Consider the following 18,932-nt stretch of genomic DNA (forward strand, 5'->3'; position numbering starts at 1 on the left):
GGTCTGGGGGCGGCAGCCCCCAGAAGGATGGGACGGGTAGGGGCGGCGGGGGCGAGAAAAACCCCTCAGTCGTGGGCCGCCTTGCCGGTCACCCTGTGGTCCGCATGGCTCAGTGCCTCCATGACCAGGCGCCGCAAGTGCCCGTCACGCAGGCTGTAGTGGACGTACCGCCCCTCCCGCCGCGTCTCCACCAACCCCGCGAGCCGCAGCTTCGCCAGATGCTGGCTCACCGCCGTCCGCGACGCCTCACACCGCTCCGTCAGCGAACCGACGTCAGACTCGCCCTGGGCCAGCAGCCACAGCAGATGCAGCCGCGTCGCGTCGGACAGCAGCGCGAACACCTCGGTCGCCTCCGCGAGCCGCGCACTGTCCGGGGCACGCAGATGCGTATCGGCCGCAGGTGGCAAGGTCTCGCGAGCAGGCATGCCCTCAGGGTATGGGGAGAAGGGTCCCTTCGAGGGCGGCCACCGTCCGATTCACGCAATCCCTCGTCAACATGTGCGCAGGTGCGCACCTATAGCTAGAGTAGTGAGTGGTCGCGCCCGTTCCCCGTCACCCTCCAGGGACCGCCGCATGCTCTCCATCCTCCGCAACCGCACCTACCGCCACCTCCTCACCGCCCAGCTCGTCGCCCTGACCGGCACCGGCCTGGCGACGGTCGCCCTCGCCCTTCTCGCGTACGACCTCGCGGGCGCCGACGCCGGTTCGGTGCTCGGGACGGCACTCGCGGTCAAGATGGCGGCTTACGTCGTCATCGCCCCGGCCGTCGGCGCGGTCGCCGACCGGGTGCCCCGGCGGGCGCTGCTCGTGGGGTCGGACCTCACGCGTGCTGGGGTCGCGCTGCTGCTGCCGTTCGTGGACCAGGTCTGGCAGGTGTACGTCCTGATCTTCCTGCTGCAGGCCGCGTCGGCCGCGTTCACCCCGACCTTCCAGGCCGTCGTACCGGACGTACTGCCCGCCGAACGCGACTACACCCGGGCCCTGTCCCTGTCCCGGCTCGCCTACGACCTGGAGAGCCTGTTCAGCCCGGCCCTCGCCGCCGCGTTGCTGTCCCTGATCACGTACAACTGGCTGTTCCTCGGCACGGTGGCCGGTTTTCTGGCCTCAGCCCTCCTGGTCACCTCCGTCGTGCTGCCCAAGCCCGTCAGCGCCAGCATCACCGCCGCCGCCCCGTCCTCCGGGAGCGTGTACGCCAGGGCTACCGCCGGAACCCGGCTCTTCCTAGCCGTCCCCCAGCTGCGTGCCCTGCTCGCCCTCGACCTCGCGGTGGCCGCCGCGAGCGCCATGGTCACCGTCAACACCGTGGTGTACGTCCGTGACCTGCTCGGCCGGAGCGCCGCCGACGTGCCTCTCGCCCTCGGCGCGTTCGGTGCGGGCTCGATGGTCGTGGCGCTGCTCCTGCCTCGGATTCTCGACCGAATACCGGACCGTACTGTGATGCTGCGGGGAGCCCTCCTGCTCACCGGCGTCTTCGTCGCGCTCGGCGCCATCACCTCGGTGGGCGGCGGCAGTTGGCGCTGGCCCTCGCTGCTGGCCGTCTGGGCCGCGTTCGGTGCCGCCTGTTCGATGGTGCTCACTCCGACCGGGCGGCTGATCCGCCGGGCGGCGCCGGCCGGGGAGCGGACGTCCGCGTTCGCGGCCCAGTTCTCCCTCTCGCACAGCTGCTGGCTGCTGACGTATCCGCTGGCCGGTTGGCTCGGCGCGGTGGCGGGGCTCCGGTCGGCGGTGTTCGCCCTGGGTGCCGTCGCGCTCGTCGGCGCGCTGCTCGCCGTACGGCTGTGGCCTGCGCGGGAACCCGTGCCCGTCGAGCACGAGCACGCCGGTCTGCCCGCCGGGCACCCGCATCTGGCCGACGCGCGCCGGGTCGGCGGCGGCTGGCGGCACAGCCACCATCCGCTTCTCGACGGGCTGCACGCCCACGCCCACGGTTGATCGTCCGGCATCTCCCGGCGGACGTCCGGGCCGCCGGCGCGGCTGCGTACCCGCGAGGGCTGCCCACCGCAGTCAGTGCGCACCGCGACGATGTCCGGCCCGTCGGCGACCGAGTGGCCGCCTCACGCCGGCCACCGCCGGTCACAGAGATCGACGTGGGCGAGGGCGGAGGCGGCGACTCCGGCCTCGGGACCGCCCTCTCGCCCACGCCCGGATTACCTCGGCGCCCGTGCCACCGCCGGACACGCGATCCCGGCGAACCCGTCAGGCGTCAGAGGCGTCGTCGGCGTGTTTCCTCCGCTCGGCAAGCATGTCGAGGAGTTCGTCGGCGCTCGCCATGGTGTGGCGTTCCACCTCTGCCTCGGCGGTGGCCGGGTCGCCGTGGAGGATCGCCTCGATCAGCCGCTCGTGGACATGGAGGGCACGGTCGGGATCCGAGCGGGTGCTCTCGTCGACCGTGATGGCGATGTTGATCTGGGCTTCCACGGTGGGCCACAGGCGTTCCAGCATGGCGTTCTCGGAAGCGGTCCAGACGGTCCAGTGGAGGTTGATGTGGGCTTGGTGGAGGCGGTCCGCGTCCCCGGTGGCGTGGGCCGCCCGGTACTCCTCCCAGCTGCGGCGGAGCTTCTCCTTACGGGAGCCGTCGGGGTCGTCGGCCAGGTCCCGGGCGGCCAGTTTCTCCAGGGCGACCCGGACCGCGGCCACGTCGGTGATGAACTTCTCGTCGATGTCGGTGACGACGACCCCGCGGTAGGGCTGCTGTTCGAGGAGCCCCTCGTGGGTCAGCTGGTAGATGGCCTCCCGCAGGGTGGGGCGGCTGACCCCCAGCTGCTGGGCGATCTGGACCTCCCGGAGACGTTGCCCCGGTCCCAGCTCTCCGGCCAGGATGGCTCGCCGCAGCTCGTTCACCACGGCGTCACGACGGGTCTGGTTGCTGACCGGTCGGGGCCCGGCGGGCGGTCGAGGGGCGTGGTCGCTCATGGGTCCTCCGCAGATTGTCAGACCGTATCTTAGCCACCGCCAAGACATCCCCACCGCCATGACATCCCCACCGCCATGGCACCCCTGTGGTCCGGGACCGGGAGATCCAGGACCGGGCGAGCGGGCCGACCGCTTCGCGGGTTCGCGGGAGTGTTCAGGTGCCGTACTCGGCGACGCGCTCGGCGTGGACGGTCACGACCAGCCTCGGTGCCGTCTGTGTCTCCTGCCAGGGCCTGCCCTCGTACTTCTGGGAGAGTTCGTCGATCAGTTCGGGGCCGCCGTTGCGGGTGAAGGTGACCGGACCGCGGACCACGACGTAGGTGTAGGGGTTGTCCCGGTCGGTGATCAGGATGCTGGCGCGGGGGTCTCGCAGCAGGTTGAGGTGTTTCACACGGCCCTCGACGGTGGAGAAGGCGATCCCGTCGCCCGTCGCCTTCACCCAGACCACGGTCTGCTGGGGCAGACCGTCCTTGCCGATCGTGGCTATCGTCGCGAAGTTGGGCTCGGAGGCCAGTTTCCTTGCCAGTTCGGTGAGTTGGGTCATGTCGGCGACCTTTCCGGTGGGAGGCGGAGGATCCGGGAGCGGGTGGCGGCAGGCCCCCTGGGGAGGGGAGGAGCAGTGCGCGAGGGCCTGCCGCCGGGCCGTTCAGAAGCGAACGGCGTCGATGAATGCCTGAAGTCCCGGTGTCCGTGGATTGTTGAAGGCCTGCTCCGGTGGTACATCCTCCTTGATCAGGCCGTCCTCGAAGAAGCAGATGCGGTCGGCGGCCTTGGAGGCGAAGGCCATGTCATGGGTGACGATGCCGCAGGCGATGCCTTCCTCCTCCTTCAGCTTGGTCAGTACCCCCAGCACCTCGGCGGCCACCGGCGGGTCGAGCGCGGAGGTGATCTCGTCGCACAGCAACAGTCGTGGTCGCATCATCAACGCCCGGGCGATGGCCACCCGTTGGCGTTCGCCGCCGGAGAGCTGGGTGCAGCGGCTGCGGAGGTGGTGGGCCATGCCCACGTCGGTCAGGGCTCGTTCGGCCCGGTCCAGGAGCTGGGCCTTCGACTCACCGAGGGTGAGGCGGGGTGCGACGGTGAGGTTGTCGAAGACGTTCATGTGGGGCCACAGGGTGTAGCTCTGGAAGATCATTCCGATCTGGCTCCGGAGGTCCTTCCAGGCGTCCTGGTACTCGCCGTCGCGTACGACGGCCTGGCCGGCGAGGTCGATGTCCCCGGCGTCCGGCTCGTCGAGACCGGCGATCACCCGGAGCAGGGTGCTCTTGCCGGAACCGCTCTTGCCGATGAGGACGGCGATCTCGCCGCTTCCGATCCGGAAGTCGGCCTCCTTGAGGACCGGGCGGCCGTGGAAGGACTTGCTGACCCCACGGGTGCTCAGGAACGCGCCGTCGAGCCCGGTATCGGTGTCCGGTGTCTTGTCGAGGGTCGGGTTGGTCTCTGTCATCGTGATCAGACACCTTCCGGCTTGAGCAGGGACTTGAGGGCGGGATTGGCCAGGGATGGTGGCCGTTGTCCGGGACGCAGCCGTGCCAGGGTGGAGCGCAGTCCCGGCGAGGGCGGCTGGGCGCCGCGCGAGTTGCTGGTGAGCAGGCGCCGCTCGATGTAGCTGGTGAGCAGGGTCGCGGGGAAGGCGATCACGAAGTAGAGGACGGCGACCAGGGTGAAGATCTCCATGGGGCGGTAGGTCTGGCTGGAGAGGATGTTGCCCTGGAAGGTCAGGTCAGCCAGGCCCAGTGCGGAGACCAGGGACGTGTCCTTGAACATGCTCACGTTCAGGGACAGGATCGTCGGGATCTGCTGGCGGAAGGCCTGCGGCACGATGATGTGCCGCAGGATCTGCACCCGGTTCAGGCGCAGCATGTGCGCCGCCTCGACCTGCTCGACGGGCACCGACTGCATACCGGCGCGATAGGTCTCCGACATGAACGCGGTCAGGTGCGCGGTGAGGGCGATGATGATCGAGAGCTTGCCGGGCAGGTTGATGCCGAGCAGTGCCGGAAGGGCGTAGAACACCCACAGCAACTGGATCAGCAGCGGAGTGCAGCGGAACACCTCGATGTAGAACTGGGCCGGCCAGCGGATGACTTCGATCTTGGACATGCGGGCCACGGCGAGGGGGAATCCGAGGACGGCGCTCGCGACGATCACGATCGCCGAGATCTCCAGGGTCAGCCAGAGCCCGTCCAGCAGTGTGGGCAGTGCGGGGCCGAGGACGCTGAGGTCGAACGAGTAGGCGAGGTTCACGGAATTCATCGCGGACTACCTCCAGGGGGACGACGAGACCGGGTCAGGACGTGATCTCGAGGTCACCGAGGGCGTCCTCTTCGCGGTAGCCGGCCTCGGCGAAGGCACGGTCGATCTCGCCGCTCGCCACCGAGTTGTCGATGGCGACGTTGAGGATGTCCATGGAGCGGGCGTCGATGCCGGCGGGGACGCCGTACGCCACGTGGTGCACGAAGATCGCCGGGTCGGGGACGATGACGCCGAGGGACTTGTCCTTGGTGGCCATGTCGACGGCGGTGCCCAGGTCGGCGAAGACGGCGATGGCCTTGCCCGCCTTCACACCGGCGGCCGCGTTCTGGAAGGTGTCCACCCGCAGTTCCTTGGCCTTGGCCTGCTGCAGCGCCGTGTCCAGGGCGGTGCCCTGCGAGGTGGCGATCGCCTTGCCGGAGTCGAGGATCTGCTTGCTGGCCGTGAAGTCGCTGTCGCGCTCCACGAGGAACACGCCGGGGTAGGACCACGAGGGGTTGGTGAAGCGGATCGCGAGGCTGCGCTCGACGGTCTGGTCGAGGTCGGCGGCGACGTCGTACTTGTCCGCCTGGAGTCCGGCGACGATGTTCTGCCAGGTGGTCGCCACCGTCTTGATCTTCACGCCGATGCCGTCCGCGAAGTTCTCCAGGGGTATCAGGTCCGGTCCACTGCACGTGCCGTCCGTCTTGACGACGATGGTGGGCGGGGCGTCGGCACAGCCGATCCGCAGCACGCCCGCCTTCTTGATCTTGTCGACCCAGGCGGCCTTGGCGGAGTCACCCGAGCCGGCGACGGTCTGGGTCGAGCCGCCGTCCGAGCCGGCCTTGCCGCCGAAGTAGCCGGCCAGCCAGGCCAGGACGAGAACTCCGACCACGTAGAAGGTGTACCTGCTCTGCTTGGTGAGGGCCATGGCTGGTGCTCCAGTGCTAGAGGCTGAGTGGTGCGGGGTGCGGCATGGGGGATCCGGTCCGTGCGGGGACAGTGCGGGGGTGCGAGCTCGGCCGTGGGAGAGCGAGCGACCCAGGTGACGGGAGAGGCGCCGCCGCAGGCGATGCCTCATGAGACGGAGCGCCCGACACATGGAGCAGCGCCGGAAGATTGTCTGACAACCAGCAAGATGCCGGAAGGCTAGGAACGGGACTCCGCCGTGTCAATAGCCGAAATCGTGATGTTCCGCTGAAGCGATCAACCGACCGCGCCACCCGCGACGATGGCCCACCACCTCGCGAACACCGCCCCGACCTGGCCTTGAAGGGAGATCGCGAGGGCCACCCCAGCCACGGGCGCCGACTTTCCGACGCTCGCAAACCGGCCGCGAAATGGACTCACACCCCCGCAGTGCCGCCGAATGCTTCACCTCGGGGCATTGACCGCACCGGGTGACCCCGTCTAGCGTCCGAGCCGAGCCGCCGATTGTTTGACAATCTGCGGCCTGAAGGGGAAGACCATGAGGTTCAGTCGCACCATGAACGTGGTGGACGTGCTGGACGACCTCTGTTGACGATCTTCAACCGTGCGCGGTTCGGCGGCCCGAGAGGCGCTCGAAGCGCCTGTCAGGAGGTACACGACTTCATGCGGACCATCGTTGTGGGAGCCGGGGCCGTCGGTCTGGCGTCCGCCTACCGGCTGGCCAGGAGCGGCTGTGAGGTGACGGTTCTCGACGCGCGGAGCGCGGGCTCCGCCGCCTCGCACGGCAACGCGGCCAAGATCGCCCTGGCGGAGAGCGGCCCGGTGCCGGCGCCCGGCGTGATCCTGCAGTCCCTCAAGTGGATGCTGAAGCCGGACAGCCCGCTCTACGTCAAGCCGTCGCTGAACCCCTCCTTCGTGAAGTTCATGCTGACCATGGCCCGGCACTGCACCGCGCGGGACTTCCGCCAGGGTCTGCAGACGACCCTGCGCCTCGCCGAGGGCACCATGGACCTCCTCGACGACTGGACCCGGGACGGCATCGCCTTCGAGATGCACAAGGCGGGCGTCCTGCTGGCCTTCGAGACACGCGAGCGCTACGAGGAGCAGCTCGCCTCCCTCGACATCTTCGAGAGCTTCGGCATGGTCGCCGAACACCTGCACGGAGACGCCGTACAGGCCAGGGAACCGGTGCTGAACAGCCGTATCAAGCACGGTCTGTTCTTCCCGGACGACCGCCAGGTCGAGCCCGACTCCCTCACCCGGGGCCTGCTCAAGCGCTGTACCGAGCTGGGCGTCGAGATCCACGAACACACCCCCGTACGCCGTTTCCTGCGCCGGGGCGACGCCGTCACCGGCGTCCTCACCGACAAGGGCGAGTACACGGGCGACACCCTGCTGCTGGCCGGCGGGGTGTGGACCGCCCGTATGGCCGCCCAGCTCGGTGTTCCCCTGCCCATACGCCCCGGCAAGGGATACAGCGTCGACTACTCCCCCTCCCCCGTGCCGCTGCGTACGCCCCTCACGCTGGAGGACGCCCGGGTCGCGGTGACCCCGCTGAACGGCTTCCTGCGGCTCGCGGGCACCATGGAGTTCGGCGGCCTGGAGGAGAACATCAACCCCCGGCGCATCGCCGCGATCAAGCAGGCGGCCGCCGACTCACTCACCGGCTGGGACAACCCGCCGGGAGAAGCGAGCCCCTGGGCCGGACTGCGCCCGATGACCCCGGACGGACTGCCGGTCATCGGCCGCCTCGATCCCCTCCCCAACGTCTACGTCGCCTCGGGCCACGGCATGCTCGGGCTCACCCTCGCTCCGGCCACCGCCGAGATCGTCACCGAGGCCATCACCACGGGCCGCCTTCCCTCCGTCGCCGAGGCCGTCTCACCGCGCCGCTTCACCCGCCGGTGAGCGGCCCGGTCTCCCGACGCCGACGTGCCTCGTCCCTCGGCAAGGGCACCGGCTTCCCACCACCGCCCCTTTCCTCCATGCTGATCTCAGGAGTCCCTTCATGAGCGCCCCCCAGTTCACCGGCATCCTCGCCGCCGTCGTCACCCCGCTGACCTCGGACGGTTCGGCCGTCGACGCCGAGGGCGTCCGGCGCCAGGCCGACCACATCATCGGCGGTGGCATCCACGGCCTCGTGCCCGGCGGCAGCACCGGCGAGTTCACCACGCTGAGCCTCGACGAACGCAAGCGGGTCACCGAGCTGTACGTCGAGGCCGCCGCCGGACGTGTCCCGGTCGTCGCCGGGACGGGCGCGCTGAGCACGGCGGACACCGTGGAGCTGAGCGTGCACGCGGAGAAGGCGGGCGCGTCCGCCGTGATGATCGTGCCGCCGTTCTACGACGCCCCCACCTTCGACGAGATGCTGGGCTTCTTCGGCACGGTGTCCGACGCCATCGACATCCCGATCATGTACTACAACATCCCGTCGGCCACCGGCGTCAACCTCGCCCCCGAGGAGCTGGCGAAGCTGGCCCGGGAGACCGGAGTCACCTCCTACAAGGACACCGGCGGCGACTTCACCTGGTTCACCACCGTCCAGCAGGAGCACGCGGGGGACATCACCGCCCTCAACGGCTGGGACACCCTCACCTTCGCGGCCCTCGCGAGCGGTGCGCAGGCGGGCGTATGGGGTACCGCCAGCGTGATCCCCGCGCTGTGCGCCGAGTTGTACGACGCCCTCGCCGTCCGCGGTGACCTCGTCGCCGGGCGCGCGCTGTGGGCGAGGATCTTCCCGATCTGCCGGTTCCTGGAGTCCCACAACTACGCGTGCGGCATCAAGACGGGCCTCGAACTGGTCGGTGTCGGCGCCGGTCCGACCCGCCGCCCGGTGCTGCCGCTGGCCCCGCAGTACGTCGAGGAGTTCCGCGACCTGCTGATTGCCGCCGGGGTCGACGTGGCGGACGAAAGCGTGGCCGCCTGATGCCCTCGTACGGCCGTGTCCACGCCATCGACGTCCATGCCGAGGGCGAGCCCGGCCGTGTCCTGATCGGCAGCCATCTGCACGTCAAGGGCGCCACGATGGCCGAGCGGCTGCAGTACTGCGAGAAGCACCTCGACGACCTGCGCCGACTGCTGCTCCGGGAACCACGCGGCTACCCGGCCCTGTGCGGCGCCCTGGTGCTGCCCCCGGCCGACCCGGCCGCCGACTTCGGCCTGGTGGTGCTGGAACAGGGCGGCTTCCGCCCGATGTCCGGCTCCAACCTCATCTGCGCGGTCACCGCGCTGGTGGAGACGGGCGCGGTGCCGGTGAGCGAGCCGGTCACGGAACTCACCGTGGACACCGCGGTCGGCCTGGTCCGGGTGCGCGCCGAGGTGTCCGGCGGCAAGGCCACCCGGGTCACCTTCGCCAACGTGCCTGCCTTCGCCGTCGCCCTGGACCATGAGCTGGACCTGCCCGAGTACGGCCGGGTCCCGGTCGACATCGTCTTCGGCGGCCAGTTCTTCGTGCAGGCCCGCGCCGCCGATCTCGGCCTCACCCTGGAACGGTCCTCGGCCAAGCAACTCGCGCGCGCCGGGGCGGTGTTGCGCACGGCGGCCCAGCAGCAGTTCCCGGTCGGCCATCCGCTCAACCCCGGCATCGACCAGATCTCCCTGACGATGATCCACGGCCCCTCGCCCACCCCCGGCGTCACCGGCCGCAACACCGTCGTCCTGCCCAACGGCCCGGTGGACCTGGCCGACCCGGCCACCTGGACCGGCTCCCTGGACCGCTCCCCGTGCGGCACCGGCACCTGCGCCCGCATGGCCGCGCTGCACGCCCGCGGCCAACTCCCCCTGGCCACACCGTTCGTCCACGAGTCGATCATCGGGACCACCTTCACGGGCACGCTGCTCGGCACCGCCCAAGTGGGGCCGTACGAGGCTGTGTTGCCGACGATCAGCGGGCGCGGCTGGATCACCGGGTTCAACCAGTACGTCCTGGACGACACCGACCCCTTCCCGTACGGCTACACCCTCGGCGACCTGTGGGGCGCCACCGAACAGGAGCGTTGATGGAGACCACCGGCACGCAGTTCGTCGCGGGCAAGCGTCGCCCCGGCACGTCCGGCGAGGAGTTCTCGGTGACCAACCCGGCCACCGGAGAGGTCCTGGCCACCGACACCCTGGCCGGCGTCGAGGACGTGGAGGAGGCGGTCGCCGCCGCCCGCGAGGCCTTCGCGGGCTGGTCGCGCACCACGCCCGCCGAACGCTCCGAGGCGCTGCTGCGCTGGGCGGACCGACTCCAGGCGCGCGCCGAGGAGTTCGCCGAGGTCGAGAGCCGTATCGGCGGCAAGCCGATCAGGCTGACGAGCGGTTTCGACGTCCCCGGCACCATCGACAACGTCCGGTTCTTCGCCGGTGCGGCCCGCAACCTGGAGGGCCGCGCCTCCGGCGAGTACTCCGGCGACCACACGTCCACGATCCGCCGCGAACCCGTCGGCGTCGTCGGCTCCATCTCTCCCTGGAACTACCCGTTGCAGATGGCGGCGTGGAAGGTGCTGCCCGCCGTCGCCGCGGGCAACACGATCGTGCTGAAGCCGTCCGAACTCACCCCGCTGACCTCGGTGATGTTCGCGGAGGCGGCCCAGGAGGCGGGCATCCCCGACGGTGTCGTCAACATCGTCACCGGCACCGGTCCCGTCGCCGGGCAGGCGCTGGTCACCCATCCCGACATCGCCATGGTCTCCTTCACCGGCTCCACGGCGGTCGGCCGCCAGGTCGCCGCCCAGGCGGCCGGGGCGGTCAAGCGCGTCCACCTCGAACTCGGCGGCAAGGCTCCCTTCGTCGTCTTCGACGACGCCGACCTGGAGGCGGCGGCCCGCGGTGCGGTGGCCGGGTCCCTCATCAACGCCGGCCAGGACTGCACGGCCGCGACCCGCGCCTACGTCCAACGCCCGCTGTACGAGGCGTTCGTGGCGCGTGTCGCCGAGCTGATGGACGGGGTGCGCCTGGGTCCGGTCGACGATCCGGCCACCGACATGGGCTCCCTGATCTCCCTCCGGCAGCGCGACAAGGTCGCGGGCATGGTCGAGGACGCCCGGCGTTCCGGTGCCACCGTCGTACGCGGCGGGCGGATCCCCGCCGGACCGCTCGGCCGGGGCGCCTACTACGAACCCACCCTGATCACCGGCGCCGCGCAGGACTCTGCCATCGTGCAGCAGGAGATCTTCGGCCCGGTCCTCGTCTGCCTGCCGTTCGACGGCGACGACGAGGCGCTCCGCCTCGCCAACGACACGCCGTACGGGCTCGCCGCGTCCGCCTGGACCACGAACGTCTACCGTGCCGGGCGCGCGAGCCGGGAGATCCAGGCGGGCTGCGTCTGGATCAACGACCACATCCCGATCATCAGCGAGATGCCGCACGGCGGTTACAAGGCGTCCGGCTTCGGCAAGGACATGTCCGCGTACTCCTTCGACGAGTACACCAACGTCAAGCACGTCATCTCGGACATCACCGGCGCCTCGCACAAGGGCTGGCACGACACGGTCTTCACCAGCCACTGAACCCCTGAAGGGGAATGACATGACCGACTCCGCAACCGCCTCCCGTTTCGGGGAGAAGGTCTGTGTCGTCACCGGCGCGGGCGGTGGCATCGGATCCGCGATCGCCCGGCGTCTGGCACGCGAAGGGGGCACCGTCGTGGTCTGTGACGTCGACGGAGTCTCGGCGGACAAGGTCGTCGCGGAGATCACGGGAGAGGGTGGTACGGCCGAGGCCGCGCGGTTCGACCTCGCCGACCCGAGCGCGTGTGTCCAGGCCATCGACGACGTGGTCGCCCGGCACGGACACCTCGACGTGCTGGTGAACAACGCCGGCGTCAACCGGCGCGGCGACCTTCTCGCCCTCGCTCCGGAGGACTGGGAGACGAGCTTCGCCGTCAACGTGCACCCGCTGTTCCATCTGTGCAGGGCGGCGCTGCCGCACATGGTGTCCCGAGGCGGTGGTGCCGTCGTCAACACCGCCTCGCAGTGGGGTCTGCAGCCGGCGCCGGGACACATCGCGTACAACGTGACGAAGGCCGCCGTCGTCGCGTTCACCCGCAGCCTGGCCCGGGACCACGCCCACCAGGGTGTCCGGGTCAACGCCGTGTGCCCCGGAGAGATCCTCACGCCGATGGTCGAGGCGAATCTCGCCCGGACGGGACGTACCGTCGCCGAACTCGACGCCCTGGTGCCGTTCGGCCGCGTCGGGACACCGGAGGAGGTCGCCGCGCTGGTCGCGTTCCTCGCCTCGGACGAGGCGCCGTACATGTGCGGATCCATTGTCGAGATCACCGGGGCGCAGGCGGTCGCATGAGCAGCGGGACAACTTCCCCCGGCGGCCTTCTCCTTGCCGGAAAGACGGTCCTCGTCACCGGTGCATCGCGCGGCATCGGCCGGGCGACCGCCCTCGCCGCGCACCGCGAGGGCGCCCACGTCGTCGCGCACTGGGGCAGCAGTGAACAGGCCGCCCGCGACCTCCAACACCGCCTGGGAGACCGCGGATGCGTGGTCCGCGCCGATCTTCGCGTTCCGGGCGAGACGGAGACCCTGTGGCAGGAGGCCCTGGCCTGGCGGGGCCATGTCGACGTCCTGGTCAACAACGCGGGAGCCTGGCTCGGATCCCCTCTCGAAGACCCCGCACAGTGGCACCAGGGGTGGGCCGACAACCTGATCCTCAACCTGACCGCCCCGGCGGACCTCAGCCGCAACGCGGTGCTGCACTTCCGTGAGCGCGGCGGGGGCGTCGTCGTCAGTGTGTCCAGCCGTTCCGCACACCGAGGGGACGACGCGGAACACCTGGCCTACGGCGCCGCCAAAGGAGGCTTGCTGGCCCTGACCAAGGGCATCGCCCGGGGGTTCGCGGCCGACGGTGTCCTCGCCTACTCCGTGGCACCGGGGTGGGTCGCGACAGACATCGCCGAGTCGGGTGAGGCGGACGGTGCGAGCATGCCCCTGGGCGAGATCACTCCGCCGCAGGACGTGGCCGAGATGATCGTGTTCCTGGCGTCCGGCCGTTCACGTCATTCGACGGGCGCCACGATCGACATCACCGGCGCGGACTACGTCCGCTGACCGTGACGTCGTGTCAGCCCGGTGCCGCCAGCCACGGTTGCGGATCCGCGTAGTAGCCGTCGTAGATCACCTCGAAGTGCAGGTGCGGGCCGGTGGACAGGCCGGTGGAACCCACCCGGCCGATCGTGGTGCCCGCGGTCACCGTCTGTCCTGCGGTGACGTCGAACGCGGACAGATGGCTGTACGTCGTCTCCAGGCGCTTGCCCTCGATCGTGCTGTGGTCGATGACGACGCGGTTGCCGTACGCCTTGGTCATGGCCGCGAAGACCACCTGGCCCTGGCGGGCGGCGAAGACCTGGGCGCCCTGGGGCGCGCCGAAGTCCACGCCGGTGTGGAGTTTGGTCACGCCGGTGAGGGGGTGCTGACGTGATCCGAAGGGGGAGGTGATGACGAGGGTGCTCACGGGGGCGGCCAGGATCGCGCTCGCCGGTCCGCCGCCGGTCACGGGTTCCTGGTCGAACGTCTCGTAGCGCGGAAGCAGTTCCTTGACCTCGGCGAGGTAGGTCCGGGCGCCGTCGGGCACACGCCCCGCTTCGGTGACCTCGTCGATCCCGACGGCGTACGCGGCGAGGGTGAGGTCCACCAGCTCACCGTTGACCTTGCCCTCGGTTCTGAGGTCCGTGATCTTCCGGGCGAGGGAGCAGTCCTGGCGGCCGAGCGCCATGATCGCGTCGACCTCGTCGCGCGGCGAGGAGGTGCCGTTGCCGTCGTCGTCCTTGCCCCAGGTCCGCCACTGCGCGGTGGTGAACCCGGCGATGCCCTGCTCACCCGTGAGTTCACCGGTGTCGTCGCGCCAGCCCGTGAGCTGGTCGATCTGGGCGGCGAGCACGGACGGCGCGACCACGGTACAGACGGCGGCCTTGCGCAGCCACGGCCCATAGGTCTCGTTGACACCACCCACGACGCTCTGCCGCGCATCCCCGTCCGAGGACCCACCCCCGGGCAGCCCACCCGTCAGGGCAAGAAAACCGGCGACGACAGCGAGGGTCACCAGACACGGCAACACCATCAGCGTGAAGAAACCCGGCCCACGCCGACGGGGGCCCTGCCGGGCGTTGTCGTCACTCACACACGGACGTTAGCCCGCCCCCCACGGAAGGTCACCAACCTCACGGGCAGACCAGAAGGCAACAACAGACGCCCACAAGGGCACGCCTAAGGGGCGCGGGGAACTGCGCGACCAGCCCCCACCGCCCCGCAGACGACGAACGACCGAAGCCCCTAACAACAACCAACGTCCAAACGACAAAAGCACGACGCCCGGATCGGCACATCCGCCAAAGCAACCGCAATCTTCAACTGCTGAGCAACAATCCCCGCCTCCCCCACTCGCCCCAGCCGAACCAGACACTCATGAAACCCATGCAACGCCCACACGTTGCCGGGATGCTGCACCGCACGCGGAAGCGTGTCATCGAGGCCAAGGTCGGCCCGATAGACCGCCTCCGCCTCAACAACCCGCCCCTGTTCGAGCAGCAACGCCCCATACGCATGCCGAGTCGGCTGCATCCACCCCCACGGCTCGTCGTAGGGCAGGTTGTCGTCCAGCGAGATCGACCGCTCCAGCGAGGCGAAGGCCGCGTCGAAGTCGCCCTTCCGGTATGCCAGTTCACCGTCGAGCATGGCCGACGCGATGGCGAGGATGTCGGCGCAGGTGTTGTTGAACAGCATGCGGGTCTCCGGGACCCGCACGACCGCCGCACGGAACAGCTCGCGCTCCGCCTCGGCCTCCACGACACGGCCGGTGGCGGAGAGGGCGACCCCTCGGGCGTACCGGATCATCGCCGTCGTCACGCAGTACAGCGACGGGTCGGCGGGCAGCGGCAGTTCGAGGATGTCCGGCCAGCGGCCGAAGCGGATCAGCACATGAACCCGCATGGCGAGGAAGCCCTCCAGCCAGTCGGCCATGGGCGGGCTCTGCACCCGAAGCAGCTCCTCCGGGATGGAGGCCTCCAGTTGCGCGGCGGCCTCCAGCGCGGTCCTGGACTGTCCCAGGAACATCGCGCCGTAGATCTTGAAGTGGTGGTTGTGCGACCGGTAGAGGGTGTAGAAGTTCATCGCGCCTGACCGGGCACGGAACTTCTCGTCGGCGACGATCGCCGTGCTGTTGTCCGCGACCACGCGCCGGTAGTCGCCGCAGAGCACGTCCAGGTGGGTGGGCATGTGCTGGAGGTGGCCGGCGTCGGGGACCAGGCCGCGCAGCCGGTCGGCGGCGGGCAGGGCGGTCTCCGGGGCGGCGGACATCTCCATCAGGTGGATGTAGAGGTGCAGGAGGCCCGGGTGGCGTGAGCCGGCGTCGGTGTCGATCGCCCGCTCCAGGACGGCCTTCGCGGCGAGGGTGCGCGAGCCCTCGGTCGGCTCGCCGGTGCGTACGTCCCACAGCTGCCAGGGGGTCAGGTTCATCAGCGCGTCGGCGTACAGGGTGGCCACGTCGAGGTCGTCGGGGGCGAGTTCGTACGCCGTGCGCATGCTGTCCGCATACGGCTCGTTCCACACCGAGCAGTCCTCGACGGCCTCCGCCTGCGGATAGCGGGCCCGCAGGGCGCCGATCAGGGCCTGTTCGACGGGTGTGGCACCGGCCGCCCTGCGCTGCGCGAGTTCGACGGCGGCGTGGGTGCGGGCGACGGTCGCTGCGAGGTCCTCGCCGTCGAAGAACTCCCAGGGCTTGTTGTAGTTGGGGCCGAGGGCGTACGCGATACCCCAGTGGGCCATGGCGCAGTCGGGGTCGGCAGCGGCGGCGGCCTCGAAGCAGGCGACGGCCTCCTCATGGTGGAAGCCGTACGTCCACACCAGGCCCCGGTCGAACCACTTCTGGGCCTCGGCGGACGTCGTCGTCACGGTCCGCCCGTGGGTACCGAGGTCGTAGTCGTAGTGATCCATCCGTGTCTCTCCCGGTCTCCCGCTCCGCTGAGGCCTGTCCGGCGAGACTAGAGCCCGGCTGCGGCCCTCGGCAGCACGCGTTTCCGCTGCCTCCCGCCCCGGCCCCGCAGAGTCCGGTCATAAGATCACCCTCGTAGGCGCGAACGATGTTGACGGCCGGGGTGCGTGTCAACGTCCGTGCGGGGTGCGGGAAGTGACGAGAGGAAACGGCGTGAGCGAGCAGGGCAGCACGTCAGAGGGACGCGGCCGGCTGGACACCTCGGTGGCCCACAACGCCAGGGTGTGGAACTACTGGATCGGCGGCAAGGACAACTACGTCGTCGACCAAGGGGTCGGCGACCACATCGACGCCATGTTCCCGCTGATCCGCAGCGTGGCCCGCGCCGACCGCGCCTTCCTCGGGCGGGCCGTGCGCTTCCTGGTCGCCGAGCGGGGAGTGCGGCAGTTCCTGGACATCGGGACGGGGCTGCCGACGGTGGACAACACCCATGAGATCGCCCAGCGAATCGCGCCCGAGTCACGGATCGTGTACGTCGACAACGACCCGATCGTGCTCGCCCACGCCCGTACGCTGCTGACCGGCACCCGTGAGGGGGCCACGGACTACATCGACGCGGACGTCCACCACCCCGACGCCATCGTCACCCGGGCCGCGCAGACCCTCGACTTCGAGCGGCCCGTCGCCGTGATGATGCTCGGCATCCTGAATTTCGTGCTCGACACCGCCAAGGCGCAGGACATCGTGCGCAAGGTCATGGCGTCGGTGCCCTCGGGCAGCTATCTGGTGCTGACGCATCCGACGACCGACTCGGATCTCGGCGGTGAGGGAAACATCGAGGCGATGAAGTTCTGGAACGAGAACGCCACCCCGCCGATCACCGCACGCCCCCGTGCCGAGGTCGCCGCATTCTTCGACGGCCTGGATCTTCTCGACCCGGGGCTCGTCTCCTGTGCGCAGTGGCGTACGGAGAGCGACTCCGCCGCTACTCTTCCGCAATTCGGTGCCGTCGCCCTGAAGCCCTGACCGGACAAAGCAGGAACTTGGGCGAGCGGGGCAGCGTTTTCTCAGGATCATTTCAGGCGCGTATTCATATGCCGTCGGCGATAATTGGCACATGAGTACGGCAACGTCTGAACTACTGGCCGCGTCGAGCGATCTACTCAACGTAACGGCCGCATTTATCGCGGGCCTGTTCATCGCTGGTGCACTGATCTGGGCCTTCTGGTTCGGCATGCGGGTACGGGACCGGGAATCCGCCCGGCCCCGCCCCGACGAACAACCCACACTCCCGCCCTCCGGTCCCGTTCACGAGGTCCGCGAGATGAGGGAGCCCGACGAAATGCCGCGCGCGGCGGCCGAGCGGGAACGGCTCATGCCGTACGAGCTCCACCCCGCGTCGACGAAACGACGCAAGGACCAGCAGCGGGGGCGCTGGGACCCCGGTTCCAGCGGCTCCTTCGGCAGTGGCGGCCTGGGACGCCACTGAACCCCCTCCGATCCCTCTGATCCCGCCGCGCCCCGGCCCCGCGACCTGCGGAGCGTGGTGCGCGGACTACGGAGAGCTGTCCGGACGCGGTTGTACACAACGTGAGGCAACCATTCACTCGTTCGATTCGTATAACTCCTTGGAGGCGGGGCACGGGGGACGGGACGGTAATCCCGGAGTGCCAGCGTCCACTTGACCGACGTCGTCGCCGATCGAGGAGAAGCGATGCAGCTGTTCGTTCTGAACTACGCGCGCCCGACTGAGCAGTTGGAGGTGAGCGCTCCGTACAGCTATGACTGCGCACTGCAGTTGAATGTGCTTCCGGGCGGGCGGATAGCGGCTCATGACCATGCTGTGATGCGTGAATTCGGAGCCACCACGTCGACCGCCGGGTCCAAGACACACTTCGACGACTGAACATGGATCTGACGCGATGACGGTCCTGGTTCTGACGTCCGAACAGGATGTGACGGCGGATCTCGTGGTGGCCCGGCTGAACAGCACCGGTATTCCCGTGGTCCGGCTCGATCCCGCCGATCTGCCCGGCGATGTCGCCCTGTCCGGCGAGTATGTGCACGGCGCTTTTCGTGGGCATCTGTCCGTCGGCGGGCGGCTCGTCAGCATGGGCGGGCTGCGGTCCGTGTGGGTGCGCAGGCCGGGGGTTCCGGGGGCGCGGGCCGCCGAGCCGTCCGGCTGGCTCACCGAGGAGTCCTCGCAGGCCTTCTACGGCATGCTCCGGGGTACGGGCGCGCGCTGGATGAACCATCCCGACGCGGCCGGCCGGGCCCGTCACAAGCCCTGGCAGCTGCATCTCGCGCAGCGCAGCCGGCTGCCCGTGCCGGCGACGCTGATCACGACGTTCCCGCAGGCCGCCCGTGACTTCGCGCAGCGCTTTCCCGACCTGGTCGTCAAGCCCGTCTCCGGGTCGCATCCGCAGGAGCCGCCCCGGGTGGTGCCGACGAGCCGGGTGGCACCGGATGTCGACTTCACCGCCGTGGCCTTCGGGCCCACCCTGCTGCAACGCCGGGTCGACAAGCGGGCCGACATCCGGCTGACGGCGGTGGGCGACCGGATCCTCGCCGCCCGCAAGGCCGTCGCGTCGGACGCGCATCCCGACGACGTCGACGTGCGGTTCGCTCCCTCGGACGAGCCGTGGCGCCCGGTCGAGGTGTCACCGCGTATGACCGAGGCCGTGCACCGGTATCTGCGGGAGGCCGAACTCGCCTACGGGGCCTTCGACTTCGCCGAGGACGCCGACGGCATCTGGTGGTTCCTCGAATGCAATCAGTCGGGCCAGTTCGGCTTCGTCGAGATGGACACCGGGCAGCCGATCGCCCGCTCTGTCGCCGACTGGCTGGCCGGAGAAGGACCCGACGGACAGCCCCATCCGAATGGCCCGCAGGGGTCCGTGCGTACGGCTCCCTGAAAAGGCCGTCGCTGCCTGAAAAGG

19 protein-coding genes are annotated in these 18,932 nt (G+C 69.7%); 11 read left to right on the top strand and 8 right to left on the bottom strand.

The window, feature by feature from the left end:
• Positions 1-65: 65 nt before the first annotated feature.
• Entirely contained in the window at positions 66-425 is a 360-nt protein-coding gene (locus ACWCRB_RS33325; protein WP_235472678.1) for an ArsR/SmtB family transcription factor, read from the bottom strand.
• A gap of 148 nt (positions 426-573) precedes the next feature.
• On the opposite strand from ACWCRB_RS33325, the gene ACWCRB_RS33330 reads away from it, so the two are divergent.
• On the top strand, positions 574-1,932 hold the full coding sequence (locus tag ACWCRB_RS33330) for an MFS transporter (protein ID WP_450999620.1): 1,359 nt from the start codon (positions 574-576) through the stop codon (positions 1,930-1,932).
• Between the two features lie 264 nt (positions 1,933-2,196).
• Here the strand turns inward: ACWCRB_RS33330 and ACWCRB_RS33335 are convergent, their stop codons facing one another.
• The 5 genes from ACWCRB_RS33335 to ACWCRB_RS33355 form a co-directional block, all read right to left on the bottom strand.
• Positions 2,197-2,913: a GntR family transcriptional regulator gene (locus ACWCRB_RS33335; protein ID WP_450999621.1), complete on the bottom strand. Its 717-nt coding sequence runs from the start codon at positions 2,911-2,913 to the stop codon at positions 2,197-2,199.
• Between the two features lie 154 nt (positions 2,914-3,067).
• Positions 3,068-3,457: a PPOX class F420-dependent oxidoreductase gene (locus tag ACWCRB_RS33340; protein ID WP_450999622.1), complete on the bottom strand. Its 390-nt coding sequence runs from the start codon at positions 3,455-3,457 to the stop codon at positions 3,068-3,070.
• A gap of 102 nt (positions 3,458-3,559) precedes the next feature.
• Entirely contained in the window at positions 3,560-4,360 is an 801-nt protein-coding gene (locus ACWCRB_RS33345; RefSeq protein WP_450999623.1) for an amino acid ABC transporter ATP-binding protein, read from the bottom strand.
• A gap of 5 nt (positions 4,361-4,365) precedes the next feature.
• Positions 4,366-5,169 carry an amino acid ABC transporter permease gene (locus tag ACWCRB_RS33350; RefSeq protein ID WP_450999624.1) on the bottom strand — a complete coding sequence of 268 codons (804 nt, stop codon included), beginning with the start codon at positions 5,167-5,169 and terminating at the stop codon, positions 4,366-4,368.
• A gap of 34 nt (positions 5,170-5,203) precedes the next feature.
• Positions 5,204-6,076, bottom strand: coding sequence for a transporter substrate-binding domain-containing protein (locus tag ACWCRB_RS33355; RefSeq protein WP_450999625.1), 873 nt, complete (start codon positions 6,074-6,076; stop codon positions 5,204-5,206).
• A gap of 662 nt (positions 6,077-6,738) precedes the next feature.
• On the opposite strand from ACWCRB_RS33355, the gene ACWCRB_RS33360 reads away from it, so the two are divergent.
• The 6 genes from ACWCRB_RS33360 (at position 6,739) to ACWCRB_RS33385 (ending at position 13,115) form a co-directional block, all read left to right on the top strand.
• Positions 6,739-7,983, top strand: a complete 1,245-nt coding sequence (locus tag ACWCRB_RS33360; RefSeq protein ID WP_450999626.1) for an NAD(P)/FAD-dependent oxidoreductase — start codon at positions 6,739-6,741, stop codon at positions 7,981-7,983.
• A gap of 100 nt (positions 7,984-8,083) precedes the next feature.
• Entirely contained in the window at positions 8,084-9,001 is a 918-nt protein-coding gene (locus ACWCRB_RS33365; protein WP_450999627.1) for a dihydrodipicolinate synthase family protein, read from the top strand.
• Entirely contained in the window at positions 9,001-10,074 is a 1,074-nt protein-coding gene (locus ACWCRB_RS33370; RefSeq protein ID WP_450999628.1) for a proline racemase family protein, read from the top strand. The genes ACWCRB_RS33365 and ACWCRB_RS33370 overlap by 1 nt, the downstream gene beginning before the upstream one ends.
• The gene (locus tag ACWCRB_RS33375; protein WP_450999629.1) at positions 10,074-11,564 is read left to right on the top strand and encodes a gamma-aminobutyraldehyde dehydrogenase; all 1,491 of its coding nucleotides are present in this window, start codon (positions 10,074-10,076) and stop codon (positions 11,562-11,564) included. The genes ACWCRB_RS33370 and ACWCRB_RS33375 overlap by 1 nt, the downstream gene beginning before the upstream one ends.
• Before the next feature lie 19 nt (positions 11,565-11,583).
• Entirely contained in the window at positions 11,584-12,357 is a 774-nt protein-coding gene (locus ACWCRB_RS33380) for an SDR family NAD(P)-dependent oxidoreductase (protein ID WP_450999630.1), read from the top strand.
• Positions 12,354-13,115: an SDR family NAD(P)-dependent oxidoreductase gene (locus ACWCRB_RS33385; protein WP_450999631.1), complete on the top strand. Its 762-nt coding sequence runs from the start codon at positions 12,354-12,356 to the stop codon at positions 13,113-13,115. Before ACWCRB_RS33380 ends, ACWCRB_RS33385 begins: the two co-directional genes overlap by 4 nt.
• A 13-nt stretch (positions 13,116-13,128) precedes the next feature.
• Here ACWCRB_RS33385 and ACWCRB_RS33390 read toward each other — a convergent pair whose 3' ends face one another.
• Together ACWCRB_RS33390 and ACWCRB_RS33395 are read right to left on the bottom strand one after the other, a co-directional pair.
• Positions 13,129-14,124: a M23 family metallopeptidase gene (locus tag ACWCRB_RS33390; RefSeq protein ID WP_450999646.1), complete on the bottom strand. Its 996-nt coding sequence runs from the start codon at positions 14,122-14,124 to the stop codon at positions 13,129-13,131.
• A gap of 212 nt (positions 14,125-14,336) precedes the next feature.
• Positions 14,337-15,995 carry a tetratricopeptide repeat protein gene (locus ACWCRB_RS33395; protein ID WP_450999632.1) on the bottom strand — a complete coding sequence of 553 codons (1,659 nt, stop codon included), beginning with the start codon at positions 15,993-15,995 and terminating at the stop codon, positions 14,337-14,339.
• Positions 15,996-16,206: 211 nt separating this feature from the next.
• Between ACWCRB_RS33395 and ACWCRB_RS33400 the strand changes: the two genes are divergently transcribed.
• From ACWCRB_RS33400 to tgmB, 4 genes are all read left to right on the top strand, one after another.
• Positions 16,207-17,019 (top strand): SAM-dependent methyltransferase, encoded by an 813-nt coding sequence (locus ACWCRB_RS33400; protein ID WP_450999633.1) that lies wholly within the window; start codon positions 16,207-16,209, stop codon positions 17,017-17,019.
• 91 nt (positions 17,020-17,110) lie between these two features.
• Complete coding sequence (locus tag ACWCRB_RS33405; RefSeq protein WP_235472682.1) at positions 17,111-17,482, top strand: DUF6479 family protein; 372 nt, start codon at positions 17,111-17,113, stop codon at positions 17,480-17,482.
• A 225-nt stretch (positions 17,483-17,707) separates the two neighbouring features.
• Positions 17,708-17,899, top strand: a complete 192-nt coding sequence (gene tgmA, locus ACWCRB_RS33410) for a putative ATP-grasp-modified RiPP (RefSeq protein ID WP_235472683.1) — start codon at positions 17,708-17,710, stop codon at positions 17,897-17,899.
• Positions 17,900-17,915: 16 nt separating this feature from the next.
• On the top strand, positions 17,916-18,908 hold the full coding sequence (gene tgmB / locus ACWCRB_RS33415) for an ATP-grasp ribosomal peptide maturase (RefSeq protein ID WP_450999634.1): 993 nt from the start codon (positions 17,916-17,918) through the stop codon (positions 18,906-18,908).
• Positions 18,909-18,932 lie beyond the last annotated feature (24 nt).

The organism is Streptomyces sp. NPDC002156 (genome assembly GCF_053593675.1).